10 protein-coding genes are annotated in these 12952 nt (G+C 63.3%); 5 read left to right on the forward strand and 5 right to left on the reverse strand.

Annotated elements, in window-relative coordinates:
• Window positions 1-22 precede the first annotated feature (22 nt).
• Window positions 23-1258: a serine/threonine transporter SstT gene (sstT, locus tag DMP07_RS02340; protein WP_123197528.1), complete on the forward strand. Its 1236-nt coding sequence runs from the start codon at window positions 23-25 to the stop codon at window positions 1256-1258.
• Between the two features lie 291 nt (window positions 1259-1549).
• Here sstT and DMP07_RS02345 read toward each other — a convergent pair whose 3' ends face one another.
• Together DMP07_RS02345 and ahpC are read right to left on the reverse strand one after the other, a co-directional pair.
• Window positions 1550-3202 carry an FAD-dependent oxidoreductase gene (locus tag DMP07_RS02345; RefSeq protein WP_123197529.1) on the reverse strand — a complete coding sequence of 551 codons (1653 nt, stop codon included), beginning with the start codon at window positions 3200-3202 and terminating at the stop codon, window positions 1550-1552.
• A gap of 110 nt (window positions 3203-3312) precedes the next feature.
• Window positions 3313-3876 (reverse strand): alkyl hydroperoxide reductase subunit C, encoded by a 564-nt coding sequence (gene ahpC / locus DMP07_RS02350; RefSeq protein WP_123197530.1) that lies wholly within the window; start codon window positions 3874-3876, stop codon window positions 3313-3315.
• A gap of 808 nt (window positions 3877-4684) precedes the next feature.
• On the opposite strand from ahpC, the gene DMP07_RS02355 reads away from it, so the two are divergent.
• Complete coding sequence (locus DMP07_RS02355; RefSeq protein WP_123197531.1) at window positions 4685-6562, forward strand: MFS transporter; 1878 nt, start codon at window positions 4685-4687, stop codon at window positions 6560-6562.
• On the opposite strand, the gene DMP07_RS02360 is transcribed toward DMP07_RS02355, so the two are convergent.
• From DMP07_RS02360 to DMP07_RS02370, 3 genes are all read right to left on the reverse strand, one after another.
• A complete protein-coding gene (locus DMP07_RS02360; RefSeq protein WP_123197532.1) occupies window positions 6492-7388 on the reverse strand; it encodes a TVP38/TMEM64 family protein in 897 nt (298 codons plus the stop codon). The two genes, DMP07_RS02355 and DMP07_RS02360, sit on opposite strands and share 71 nt — an antisense overlap.
• Before the next feature lie 206 nt (window positions 7389-7594).
• Window positions 7595-9373, reverse strand: a complete 1779-nt coding sequence (locus DMP07_RS02365; RefSeq protein WP_161957005.1) for a sensor histidine kinase — start codon at window positions 9371-9373, stop codon at window positions 7595-7597.
• Window positions 9374-9465: 92 nt separating this feature from the next.
• On the reverse strand, window positions 9466-10149 hold the full coding sequence (locus tag DMP07_RS02370) for a response regulator transcription factor (RefSeq protein WP_123197534.1): 684 nt from the start codon (window positions 10147-10149) through the stop codon (window positions 9466-9468).
• A gap of 201 nt (window positions 10150-10350) precedes the next feature.
• Here DMP07_RS02370 and DMP07_RS02375 point away from each other — a divergent pair, with 201 nt between their 5' ends.
• From DMP07_RS02375 to DMP07_RS02385, 3 genes are read left to right on the forward strand one after another with little or no spacing between them, the layout of a single operon-like run.
• On the forward strand, window positions 10351-10725 hold the full coding sequence (locus DMP07_RS02375; protein ID WP_123197535.1) for an ArsR/SmtB family transcription factor: 375 nt from the start codon (window positions 10351-10353) through the stop codon (window positions 10723-10725).
• A gap of 41 nt (window positions 10726-10766) precedes the next feature.
• Complete coding sequence (locus tag DMP07_RS02380) at window positions 10767-10985, forward strand: cation transporter (RefSeq protein WP_123197536.1); 219 nt, start codon at window positions 10767-10769, stop codon at window positions 10983-10985.
• Window positions 10986-11018: 33 nt separating this feature from the next.
• A complete protein-coding gene (locus DMP07_RS02385; protein WP_123197537.1) occupies window positions 11019-12923 on the forward strand; it encodes a heavy metal translocating P-type ATPase in 1905 nt (634 codons plus the stop codon).
• The last annotated feature ends 29 nt before the right edge of the window (window positions 12924-12952 follow it).

Genomic DNA, 12952 nt, shown 5'->3' on the forward strand with positions numbered 1-12952 from the left:
TCGACGTACGAAAGGACCTGTGGTGAAAAAAATCTGGCAGAAATGGAACGAGATCAGCCTCATCAAGAGGATCTTGGTCTTCCTCGTCTTCGGCGCCGTCCTCGGCGTCATCGCGCCGAACCTTACATGGCTCGGCATCTTCGGCCAACTGTTCGTCGGGGCGTTGAAGGCCGTCGCCCCCATCCTCGTTTTCTTCCTGGTCATCGCCGCGCTTACCAACGCACACGCCGACGGCTCCATGAAGACGATCATGCTCCTCTACGTGCTGTGCACCTTCATCGCCGCGCTAGCGGCCGTCGTCGCCAGCTACCTCTTCCCGATCGAGCTCACGCTCGAGGGCCTCGAGGCTGCCGACAAGGCGTCGCCCGAAGGCGTCGGCGAGGTTTTGAGCACGCTCATCATGAACCTGGTCGCCAACCCGGTCGATGCCCTCGTCAACGCCAACTACCTGGGCATCCTGGCCTGGGGCGTGCTGCTGGGCGTCGCCTTGCGCATCGCCTCCGAAGCCACCAAGACCATCTTCACCGACATCTCCGACGCCGTGGGCCACGTCGTGCGCTGGGTCATCAGCCTCGCCCCCTTCGGCATCTTCGGCCTGGTCTACACCGCCGTGTCCACCAACGGCCTCGAGATCTTCACCGAATACGGCAAGCTGCTGCTGGTTCTCGTCGGCTGCATGCTGTTCCTTGCCTTCGTCGCCAATCCGCTCATCGTGTACTTCTTCACCCGCAAGAACCCCTATCCGCTGGTCATGCGCACGCTGAAGGAATCCGGCCTCACGGCGTTTTTCACCCGCAGCTCCGCCGCGAACATCCCCGTGAACATGGAGCTGTGCCGCAAGCTCAAGCTGGATAAGGACATCTACTCCGTCTCCATCCCGCTGGGCGCCACCATCAACATGGGCGGCGCGGCCGTCACCATCACCGTCATGGCCATGGCCGCCTCCCACACCCTGGGAATCGCCGTCGACCTTCCCACTGCAGTGATCCTGTCCGTGCTGGCCGCCGTGTCCGCATGCGGCGCATCCGGCGTCGCGGGCGGCTCGCTCATGCTGATTCCTCTGGCATGCTCGCTGTTCGGCATCGGCAACGACATCGCCATGCAGGTCGTAGCCGTCGGCTTCATCATCGGCGTGATCCAGGACTCCTGCGAAACCGCGCTGAACTCCTCCACCGACGTTCTGTTCACGGCCGCCGCGGAATACCGCGAGCGCCGCAAGAACGGCCAGGCCATCGACTACAGCGAGTGGGAGAAGTAAATCCCCTTTCCCGCATCACGAAAAAGAGCCGCATCGCGGCTCTTTTTTTATAGCCGAACGACGATGCATGCCGCCCTCCCCTCGCGCATCGCGCCGACGATGCGCGTACGTTCCACGAATCCGCCGGCTGCATCGACATAGCCCAGGCAGGCATCACGCATACCGAAAAGAGCCGCGCGAGCACTGGCTCGAATACGAGATGGAGCGATGGGAACACGCCATGGCCCCTGCCGCGAAGCGCAAAAACGCCCCGGCACGCGACCGGGGCGCTTGCTTCGACAAGGCGGCGGCCTATGCCAAAGCGTCGAGGATCTGCTCGATGTTCTTACGTCCGAACAGGACCTTTTCGCCGTCATTCACCACGACGCACGGCACGCTCATCACGTTGTAGCGCTCCTTGAGCTCGGGCGCATGGGCGATGTCGTAGACCTCGGCGCGCACGCCTCCGTTTTCAGCGGCGACGCGCTGCGCGGCGACCACCGTTTCGGGACACATGGTGCACGAAAGCGAGACGATCACCTTGATGTCGACCGGGCCCTGCACCGCGGCGATACGTTCGCGCGCCGCGTCGTCGAGCGGCTGGCCCGGGCCCGCCACGTTATACAGGCCCAAGACGAACGAGGTGAACTCGTGACCGCCCGGCACGCCATGGAATGCCAGGCCGCTGTCGGTTCCGTCGACGCGCAGCACGCGCACGAACGGGGCCGCATCGGCAGGAGCAGCCTCGCCGCGCGTCACGTCCACACGGTCGGTCAGCCCCGCGAGCGCCTCGGCGTACGCGACGAGCTCGCCCGAAGCGGCGGTCGCGTTCTCATGCAGTTCGAGCACGACCGGAGCCGTCATGCGAGCGAACACCGCGCCCAGCTGGGCCAGCATGCCTTCGTCGAAAAGCTCGGAAGCGGCGGCGGAGCCGGCCTGAGGCGCAGGCTGCTCGGCCACGGGCTGCTCGGCCCGGGGCGCAGCGGCGGCATGCTCGACGCGCGCGGGGACGATGCCCGTTTTCTCCTGCATCTGAACCGCGTAATGCTCGATGGACGCGGCGGCCTTCGCGCCGTCGGCCGTGGCAGTGACCACCTGACGCAGCTCCTTGGAGCACACGTCGCCCGCCGCGAACAGGCCGGGCGCGGCGGTGCGCTGGCCCTCGTCGGTCACGATGTAGCCCCAATCGGTCATCTCGGCCAAGCCGGCCGCAAGCTCGGTCGCAGGCTCGTAGCCCGCGAACACGAACAGACCGAACGTGTCGCCCTCGGGAGCACGATACACGAACTCTTCGCCCGTGACGTTATTGCGATAGTGCAGCGCGCGCATGAGTTCGTCGCCTTCGATGGCCGTCGCTTCCGTATTCGTCAGCACGGTGACCTTCTCGTGGTTGCGAGCCGCAGCGGCGGCGCCGGGAGCGCAGGTGAAATCGTCGCTGCGCACGAGAATGGTCACGTGGTCGGCGTATTTGGTCAAAAACACGCCCTCTTCGGCCGCGGAGAAGCCGCCGCCGATAACGAACACCTCTTTGCCGGCGAAGAATTCGCCGTCGCAGGTGGCGCAATAACCCACGCCGCGGCCCGCGAAACGGGCCTCGCCCTCGATGCCCGCGCGACGCGGACGGGCGCCGGTGGCGATCAACACGGCGAAGGCGCCCAAATCGCCCTTCGACGTATGCACGGTCTTCACGTCGCCGTCCATATCCAGACCGAGCACTTCAGCCGCCATGAACTCGGCGCCGAAGGATGCGGCCTGCGCACGCATCGTGTCGGTCAATGCCGCGCCCGAGATCTTCTCGACGCCCGGGTAGTTCACCACTTCGGACGTGATGGCAATCTGGCCGCCGAAGCGATCCTTCTCGACGACGAGCACCCGCATGCGGGCGCGCGCCAGATACAGAGCCGCGGTAAGGCCGGCGGGGCCGCCGCCCACGACGACGGCATCGTACATATTCTCATGTTCCATATACATGTTCCTTTGCAGAAAAAGAGGCCGCGATCGCGGCCTCTTCTGGGTTCTCGTTCATTTCCGGATAACGCCGTCCGGCGCGGCCGAACGGCCGAAAGCGTCCGGACTTACAGCTGGCCGACCAAATCGAGGCTCGGCTTGAGGGTCTCGGCGCCCGGCTGCCACTTGGCGGGGCAGACCTGATCGCCGTGCTCGGCGACGAACTGGCAAGCCTGGACCAGGCGGAGCAGCTCGTCGGCGTTACGACCGACGCCGCCGGCGTTGACCTGGTAGGACTGGATGCGGCCCTCGGGGTCGACGATGAAGGTGCCGCGCTCGGCGAGGCCGTTCTCCTTGATCAGGACCTTGAAGTCCTTGGCCAGAGCATGGGTCGGGTCGGCGAGCATGGGGTACTGGATCTTCTTGATGCGCTCGGACTCGTCATGCCAGGCCTTGTGCACGAAGTGCGTGTCGGTGGAAACGGAGTAGATCTCGCAACCGATCTTCTGGAACTCCTCGTACTTATTGGCGAGGTCCTCGAGCTCGGTCGGGCAGACGAAGGTGAAGTCGGCCGGATAGAAGAAGAACACGCTCCACTTGCCCAGAACGTCGGCTTTGGTGACGGTCTTGAAGTCGTCCTGATGGAAAGCCTCAACGGAGAAGTCGGCGATTTCTTTATTGATCAAAGACATGGTAGGGCTCCTTGGTACGTATGCGGCGGGGTCGTTCCCCGCCCTCTCTCTTTGTGACGCCTTCTATTGTAGCCAACGTGATTTTAATTGCAACTATTTTTGTAACAATTAGCGGAAATGATCGGACTACGGGGAGAAATGCGCGGCATGCTGACGGCGAATCCTGGGCGCACTTCAATGCACCATTGCGCCGAGAGCAACGTTTCACCAGCTCATTACCACATTATTTGTTAGGCCTACTTCTTTTATATGTTTAATAGCACTTTCATCGAAAAAAACCTTGACGCAGCGGCTTTTGCGCGATATAAAGTTTCCTGTGGTTAACATCCACCGCGAAAGCAGCAGTCGCTCGGACGGGCGCCCCTTTCCGTTTCGGGCGGCGGGCGATTCGCACATCGGCAGCATACGGGCCCTCCCGCCTGGTCGCGGCGGATTCCACGAAACGCTTTTCCGAAGGCGGGCACGCACCCACCCCCTTGGTGCGCCGCCCGCCGCACTTCCTCCATGCGCGGTCAGACTGCGCGAAAATACTGACGCTTGCAGGAACCGCGCCGACCTGCACTCGATAGGCGCAGCGGCCCCCTTCGCGGGGCCGCTTTTTCGTTTCGAGACGAAACGCCCCGCCCTCCCCTATACGCGCCCGCGCGATATGAAGCTTTCATGGTCGGCGGTTACGGCGCCGTTCGCCCTTTCGTTACAATAGCGTTCGCAGCATGCAGTTCCTTCCAACGTAAGTCTAGGCTGCCGTCCAAGGCTTACCCGCATACGGCACCTTGGCGTTTCGCACATCGGACACGAAAGGACGCCCATGCAGGGAAAACCCCTCGTATTGCTGCTCGGCGTGCTCTATGGCGGAGCATTTCTCGCAGGATTCAACGAAAACCTCGTCAACATGGCGCTCATGTCGATCATGGCCGAATACGCCATCGACTCGATCACCGCACAATGGCTGGTCACGGGCTACATGATCGTCGCCACCGTCGTCGTGACCTGCATGGCCTTCTTCTACCGCCGTTTCAAGCTGCGCACGCTGTTTTTCTCGGCGTCTGCGCTCGCGTTCGCAGGCTCGGCCATGGGCCTGTTCGCCCAAAGCTTCGCGATGCTTCTGTGCGCGCGCCTCGTCCAGGCCGTCGGCACGGGCATCTTCATCCCGCTCATGATGAACACGATCCTCGCCGTCACGCCCAAGAACAAGCTAGGCACCTATATGTCGATCGGCAGCTGCATGATCACATTCGGTCCCGCATTCGCCCCCGTGGTCTGCGGCGCGATCGTGACCGGCTTCGGATGGCGATTCGTCTTCGCGGTACCTGCCGTCGCCATGGCCGTCATCGCGCTTCTCGGCTTCTTCTTCGTGAAAAACCTCGAGATCGGCCGCGCGCATCTCGACCTCGCGTCGGTGGCGCTTTCCTCGATCGCCCTGTTCCTTCTGTCGTTCGGCCTGGCGAATCTGGCGATGAACACGCCTGCGGCCGTCGCGGCACTTGTCGCGGCCGTCCTGATGGGAGCCGCGTTCATCGTCCGCCAGCTTCGCTGCGAGCATCCCCTGATCGACCTCGCCCCCGCAAAAAGCATCCGCTTCTGGCCGACGCTGCTCCTTGTGACCGTGGCCATGATGTCGACGTTCTCCATGAGCGTGCTTCTGCCCCTGTATTTCGAAGGTGCGCTGGGCACCACGGCGTTTTTCGCCGGCATCGTCATGCTCGTGCCCGTTCTGGCCAACACCTTCATCACGCTGCTCGGCGGCCGCATCATGGATAAATACGGCGAATGGCCCCTGCTGCCCGTCGGATTCGCCGTGGTGACGATCGGCTTCGCGCTCGTCGCGGCAAGCGCCCCGAGCCTGTCGCTTGTCGCCATGCTGATCGGTTCTCTCGTCACGCTGTCGGGCGTCGGATTGATCTTCTCGCCCTCGCAGACCGCGGGCCTGCGCACGCTCGCGCCCGAACTGCACCCCTTCGGCGTGGCGCTTTCCACCACGTTCGTCCAGATAGCCGCATGCATCGGCCCTTCGCTTTACACGGGCATCATGTCCTCGGTCGAAGCCGATGCGATCGCGAACGGCACATCGGCCCGGCTCGCATGCGCCGAAGGCTTCGGCGCGACGATGGCCGTGGCCGCCGCGGTGGCAGCGATCGGCTTCGGCACCGCGCTCGTCTACGCGCTCGCGGCGAAACGGCGCGAGAACGCGGCGGCGCCCGTCGTCGAATATGCGGAGCTGGGCGCCATCATGGAGCGCGAACCCTTCCTCCTCAACGAGACCGACACGGTCGCGCATGCCATGGAGGCATTCGTCGAGCGCCGCGTGGGCGGCATGCCCGTCGTCGACGCCGAAGGACGCGGCACGGGCTTTCTGTCCGACGGCGACATCATGCGCTATCTCGCCGACAAGCATCCCCTGGTCATGGACGGTTATTCGCTCATCGCGATGGCCGAAGAAGGCGGCTTCGACAAGCGCCTGCGCGAACTGATGGCCCTGCCCGTGAAAACGGTGGCGACCGATCGACTGGTCTCGATCGACGAGCGCTCGACGCTCGAAGAGACCTGCACGCTTCTCGCGCGTCACAAGCTCAAAAAGGTGCCCGTCGTGCGCGACGGAAAGGTGGTCGGCACGATCAACCGCTCGGCCGTGATCCGCTATGCGATGCGGCGCGCAGGCGAAGCCGACGCACAACCGCGTCCGTAAACGAACGAGAGGGGTCCCGACGCACGAACCGCGACGTCGGGACCCCTCCTTTCCCGCCGTGCCGCCTATGCCGCAAGGCGCACATCCTCGTCGCAACGCTCCCCCAACGCAAGCCCGACCGACGAAGCCGCCGCGCTTTCGCGCTTTTTTCGCGACGCACGACCATCGCATACACCGCCAAACCGGCGACGGCGAACGCCGCAGTCAGCGCCACGACCGCAGCCGTAGCCGTCCAATCCCCCGCCGCCGCGAATCCCGCCATCGCCGTCGACGAGACGATCGCAGGAATGCGACCCACGGTGGTTATAAGGGCGATGCGCCACGCAGGGCAATTCGTCAGGCCCGCGATGTACGTCATGATGTCTTTCGGCGTGCCCGGAATGAGGAAGCATACGAACATGAGCAGTTCGAATCGAGCGGAATCCTGCAGCCACTTCATAGACGCGATCTTCTCGCGCGAGAAGAACAGCTCGACGGCTTTCATGCCCAGCGTGCGTACGAGCGCGACCACGATCAGCGTTCCTACCAAGCCCGCCGCCAGGCACAACACCGTTCCCTCCCAGAACCCGAACGCATATCCCGCTCCCAGTTCGAGCGGTTCGCCCGGCAAAACCGCCACAACGATTTGAAACACGATCAGCGCGGCCATGGCAAGCGGCGCGAAAATCCCGCGGTCGTCGACCCATGCCTGCAAACGCGGGCCGTCGGCGAAAAAGGCGAACAGCTCGGGGCCGTACGCGACGCAGGCGACGATGAGCGCGATCGCGATCGTCGCTGCAGCGCAGCACGCGATCGCACGACGCATTCTTGTTTCGTTCGTCTTCATACTCGATGCACCTTTCAGCATTGCAGATTCGCACGACGCCGGCGAAAAACCGGCCGGCGGCGAGGCGGGCGGATGCGCATTCCGCCGCGGCCTCAAAGCCGCGATCGAAGGATCCTTCGATACTGAAAAGTCTACGAAGCGAATATCAAATCGCTATCAACGCAAGGAAACGCGATTCTGACGAAATGCCGGCGAACGGAGCCGCATCACGCAAGCGGGGCATGCACCGACGCTTCCACCACGGCGCCGCCCGCGTCGGCATTGGACAGGTGGACCGACCCGCCGTGCTTTTCGCACAATTCGGCGCAGATATTGAGGCCCAGGCCGAAATGGGCGGAATCGTCGCGCCGCTTTTCGGCGGCATCGCGCCAGAACGGCTCGCACCCGTGCTCGAGCGCGGCCGCGTCGAAGCCGGGGCCGTCGTCGGCCACGCGTACCGTCAGCACGCCCTCGTTCCACATGCACGACAAAGACGCCCTCGTGCGCGCGTAGCGAAGCGCATTCGCGAGCGCGTTCTCCACGATTCGCGAAAGCGCGATATCGTCGAAAGAGACGATGCGCGGCAAGCCGCCCGCCTTCGCCTCGAAGTCGATCCCGGCGGCGCCCGCCAGGTCGGATGCTTCGGCCGCGACGCGCACGAACCAGGCGCCCAGATCGACCGGGCGGGGATCGACCGCGCATTCGTCGAGGTCGGCGAGGTCCTTCATCGACTCCACATAACGCTGCAGCCGCTCGGTCTGGCGTGACATGGCGGCCGACGCTTCCGCGAGCCCCGCCGCATCCACGCGTCCTTCGGGCGCGAACGTGGAAAGCATCTCGGCCCGGCCTTTCAGCACCGTAAGCGGCGTGCGCAGGTCGTGCGCGAACGCGGCGTTCACCTTGCGACGGTTCTCGGCCACGCGCCACATGGCCTTGTTGTTGCGCTCGAGCGCGGCGCGCATATCCTCGAACGAGACGCAAAGGCGATCGAGCTCGCTACGCGAACCGGCAGGCGGCGCAGCCACGGGAACGGACAGGTCGCCTTCGGCGATGCGTCGCGCCGCGTCATCCATCACTTGGATGGGACGCTGCAGTTTGCGCTTGTAGAAGCCGCGACTCGCCGCGAGAAAGCAGACGACGAAGGTCAGAGGAACGACGACGAACACGCCCAGGTTCACCATCTGATACAACGGGCTCGACGGTAAATACACGTAATAACCGACGAGTGAAGCGACGGGATGGTTGCCGTCGGCATCGACCGGAAGCTGGCTTTCAAGAGCGTCGACATTGCCCCGCTGCTCATTAGCCGACGCATCATATGCTGCGAGGCCGTCAAGAGAAATGCTCGTATCAAGACGGTCAGGCCCGCCGCGAAGAGTCTCGTCCATATCGTGAATGACCACGCCCTCCTCTTCCTCGGAAGGGTTCCCCACGGAAATCGAATGCCAGGAATCGGCGCGTGCGGAATAGCTTTCGACATAAAGCGTGATGTCGTTGACGACGACGGGCGTCGTTCCGTCGGCGTAATTCGTGAACTCTCCCCCATCGCCTCGATACCAGCTCACCTCTTCCGCCTTGACGAGCTCGTCGGATTCGGAATCGTAGATATAAAGCCCGGGATACACTTCCCTGCCGCCATAGAAAATGCTCTCCGAAAGAGCCGAAAGCCCCATAGCGGCCATCGTCGACACGACAAGGGCGACGGCAACGCCGACAAGAGAGTAGAAGAAGAACGCGGCGCGCACCGAACATGCATCCAAAAACGCGCGCGTCGAACGCAACGGATGGCGAAGCCACGCGAACGCGGCCCTGCGAACACGGGCGGCATTCGATCCGTCGCTTTCGAGGACCTCGTCGACAGCCTCGTCGCCGACAGGAGACGAAGGGGCCCCATCAGCCTCGTCGGGCGCATTCGGCCCATCGCCGCACGGACCGCCCTCGCAAGACCTCCCGCCGGACGAATCGCTCGAACAGGAGGTCGCATCGAACCGCCCGCCTGCTTCCATCCCCTCTTCCTCGAGCGCTTCCGCACGCTCTCCTTCGGTCGCACAGAACGATGACTGCGCGCAACCGCCGCTATTCCCCAAATCCGAACGCTCTAGCCCTGCCATGTGTAGCCCACTCCCCACACCGTTTTCACGTAATCTTTCTCGGCGCCCGCCTTCGCAAGAGCCCGACGCAGCCTGCGCACGTGCTCGGTCACCACGGCGGAATCTCCCGAAGTGCCCCAGACGCGCTCGTATATCATGTCGCGGTCGAATACCTGACCCGCATGCTTCGATAGAAGCGTGCAGATTTCGTACTCCTTGCGGGCAAGGGGCACCTGCGCCCCTTCGACATACACCGCCATGGCCGCATAGTCGATCGACAGCACATCGTCGACACGCACGGCGCTGACGCGCTTCATGCGTTCGCCGCGCGCGAGCTGGGCCTTTACGCGAGCACCGAGCACCTCGAGCGAAAACGGCTTGGTCACGTAGTCGTCAGCGCCTGCGGAAAACCCGTCGATGGCGTCGGCGTCTTCCACGCGCGCCGTCAAAAATATGATCGGGCAGGCATGCACGTCGCGCAGCATGCGGCAGACCGAGAACCCATCGATATCGGGAAGTCCCACATCGAGCAGGATCACGTCGGGCGAACACCTGGCTTTTTCGAGCGCCTGCGCCCCATCGAGCGCCACCGTGGCCAGATAGCCCGACATTTCGAAATAGCTTTTGAGCATGTCGGCGATATCGCGCTCGTCGTCGACGATCAGCACGAGCGGCTTTTTTGCGCTATCCATGGCGACACCAATCTCTTCGAAACATTCGTTCGCGGCATGCGCCGCTTCATGCGCGGGACAACCGCGCACCGAACACGATACCGCGCAAATATCAACTTTCGCTCTACAGGAATCGGTGATCGCACCGCAACGGCCCTCTTGACATTCCCTTCTTCGCTCTTATACTTATGAACAGTTGTTCATATGTTGAAAGGTTTGAAGATGTCCGAAGACGAAACGCTCGCGCACGACCATGCGGCCGCATCGTGCTGCGGAAGCGTCCATTCTCAAGGGAACGACGCTTTCGACGAGCTTCCCGACGAAGAATTGCTTTATGACCTAGCCGATCTCTTCAAAGTGTTCGCCGACACGACACGCATCAAGATCCTCTACGCCCTCATGGGAACCGAACTATGCGTGGCCGACATCGCGGCCATCGTAGGCGCGACGCAAAGCGCCGTCTCGCATCAGCTGCGCACCTTGAAGCAGGCCCATCTGGTGAAATTCAAACGCGAAGGAAAAAACGTGCGCTATTCGCTTTCAGACGACCACGTGCACACCATGCTGGCCCAAGGCATGAACCACATCTGCGAATAACGCCTCCACCCGCAAAACCAAAGGAACGAAAGGAACCCATCATGCGTAAGTCTTTCAAGCTCGACGAAATCGATTGCGCCAATTGCGCGCGCAAGATCCAGGACAAGATCGCCGCACTCGACGGCGTACAGGACGCCTCGGTCAACTTCATGGCCCAAAAGCTCACGCTGCAGGCGGAAGACGCCGAGTTCGACGCCGTGCTCGACCGCGTCGTCGCCCTGGTAAGCGACATCGAGCCGGATTGCGAAATCATCCGCTAATGCGGCCACGCAAACGGCCGATAGGAGTTTCCCATGAATAAAAAGCAGAAGAAGCTGCTCAAACGCATCGTAGTCGCACTAGTCCTGTTCTTCGCCATCATGGCCGTCGACAAGATAGGAGCGCTCGAACTCGTCTTCGGCGCGCGAGGCGCGGTGTATGCGAGCTTCGCCCTCTACCTGGTCCCCTACCTCATCGTGGGCCACGACGTCTTGCTGAAGGCGTGGCGCAACGCCCGCCGCGGCGAAGCTTTCGACGAAAGCCTGCTTATGTCGATCGCCACGTTGGGCGCATTCGCGATGGTCGCCTTCCCCGATTCCGACCCGCATATGGCCGAAGGCGCGGCTGTCATGCTGTTCTACCAGGTAGGAGAGCTTTTCCAAAGCTACGCCGTAGGTAAAAGCCGCAAATCCATCGCCGCCATGATGGATATCGCCCCCGATTACGCCAATATCGAACGCAATGGCGAGCTGGTGCAGACAAGCCCCGAAGAGGTGGCCGTGGGCGACATCATCGTGGTCAAGCCCGGCGAGCGCGTGCCGATCGACGGCGTGGTCGTCGACGGATCGTCCCAGCTCGACACCGCCGCGCTGACCGGCGAATCCATGCCTCGTCATGTCGAAGCGGGCGCGGAGGTCGTTTCCGGCTGCATCAACATGACGGGCGTGCTGCGCGTGCGCACCCTCAAGCCCTTCGGCGCCTCCACCGTGAGCCGCATCCTCGAACTCGTAGAAAACGCCAGCGAGAAGAAGGCGCGCACCGAGAACTTCATCACCCGCTTCGCGCGCGTCTACACCCCTGCGGTCACCTTCGCGGCGCTTGCGATCGCCGTCATCCCGCCGCTTCTCGGCATGGGCGCCTGGTCCGACTGGATCTTGCGCGGCCTGACATTCCTCGTGGTGAGCTGCCCTTGCGCCCTCGTGATCAGCGTTCCTCTATCGTTTTTCGGAGGCATCGGCGGCGCATCGAGGCTCGGCATCCTGGTCAAGGGGTCGAACTATCTCGAAGCTCTCAGCCATGTGGACACCGTGGTATTCGACAAGACCGGCACGCTGACCGACGGCACCTTCGACGTGACCGCCGTCCATGCATGCGACGGCTTCGATGCCGATGCCGTTCTCGAGACCGCCGCATATGCCGAGGCCTTTTCCGACCATCCGATCGCCGCTTCGGTCAAGCGCGCCTTCGCGATGCCCATCGACCGAAACCGCATCGGCGAAGCCGCCGAAGAGTCGGGGCACGGCGTTTCCGCGACGATCGACGGACGCGCGGTGCTCGTCGGCAACGACCGGCTCATGGCGGCGCACGGCATCGCATGCGACGCGTGCGACCTGGCGGGAACCGTCCTGAACGTCGCGGCGGACGGACGCCTCATCGGCCGCATCGTGATCGCCGACACGGTGAAAGACGATGCCGCGCAGGCGATACGCGACCTGCGCGCAGCCGGCGTCGAACGCTGCGTCATGCTCACGGGCGACCGCGCCGACGTGGCGCAAGCCGTCGCAAACCAAGTGGGCGTCGACGAGGTGCACGCGCAGCTGCTGCCGGCCGACAAGGTGGAGGAAGTCGAGCGCATCATGGATACGGCGCGCGAAAACCTGGCCTTCGTAGGCGACGGCATCAACGACGCGCCGGTTCTCACGCGCGCCGACGTCGGCATCGCCATGGGCGCCATGGGGTCGGATGCTGCAATCGAGGCCGCCGACATCGTGCTCATGGACGACAAGCCGTCCAACATCGCGTGCGCCATCCGCATCGCGCGTAAGACCATGGCCATCGTGTGGCAGAACATCGTGTTCGCCATCGGCGTGAAGGTGCTGATCCTCGTGCTTGCCGCGCTCGGCATCGCCAACATGTGGCTTGCCGTGTTCGGCGACGTAGGCGTTGCGGTCATCGCCATCCTCAACGCCATGCGCGCCATGAACGTGAGGAAGATGTAGCGGTCCGCCGCGCAGACGGCACGCGGATC

Origin of the sequence: Slackia faecicanis (assembly GCF_003725295.1) — a bacterium.
GTDB lineage: Bacteria > Actinomycetota > Coriobacteriia > Coriobacteriales > Eggerthellaceae > Slackia > Slackia faecicanis.

Coding starts and splice junctions, on each gene's coding strand:
- ahpC (WP_123197530.1), bottom strand. CDS start 3,876: ATGTCTTTGATCAATAAAGAAATCGCCGACTTCTCCGTTGAGGCTTTC.
- DMP07_RS02380 (WP_123197536.1), top strand. CDS start 10,767: ATGCGTAAGTCTTTCAAGCTCGACGAAATCGATTGCGCCAATTGCGCG.
- DMP07_RS02345 (WP_123197529.1), bottom strand. CDS start 3,202: ATGGAACATGAGAATATGTACGATGCCGTCGTCGTGGGCGGCGGCCCC.
- DMP07_RS02385 (WP_123197537.1), top strand. CDS start 11,019: ATGAATAAAAAGCAGAAGAAGCTGCTCAAACGCATCGTAGTCGCACTA.
- DMP07_RS02365 (WP_161957005.1), bottom strand. CDS start 9,373: ATGGAAGCAGGCGGGCGGTTCGATGCGACCTCCTGTTCGAGCGATTCG.
- DMP07_RS02355 (WP_123197531.1), top strand. CDS start 4,685: ATGCAGGGAAAACCCCTCGTATTGCTGCTCGGCGTGCTCTATGGCGGA.
- DMP07_RS02370 (WP_123197534.1), bottom strand. CDS start 10,149: ATGGATAGCGCAAAAAAGCCGCTCGTGCTGATCGTCGACGACGAGCGC.
- DMP07_RS02360 (WP_123197532.1), bottom strand. CDS start 7,388: ATGAAGACGAACGAAACAAGAATGCGTCGTGCGATCGCGTGCTGCGCT.
- DMP07_RS02375 (WP_123197535.1), top strand. CDS start 10,351: ATGTCCGAAGACGAAACGCTCGCGCACGACCATGCGGCCGCATCGTGC.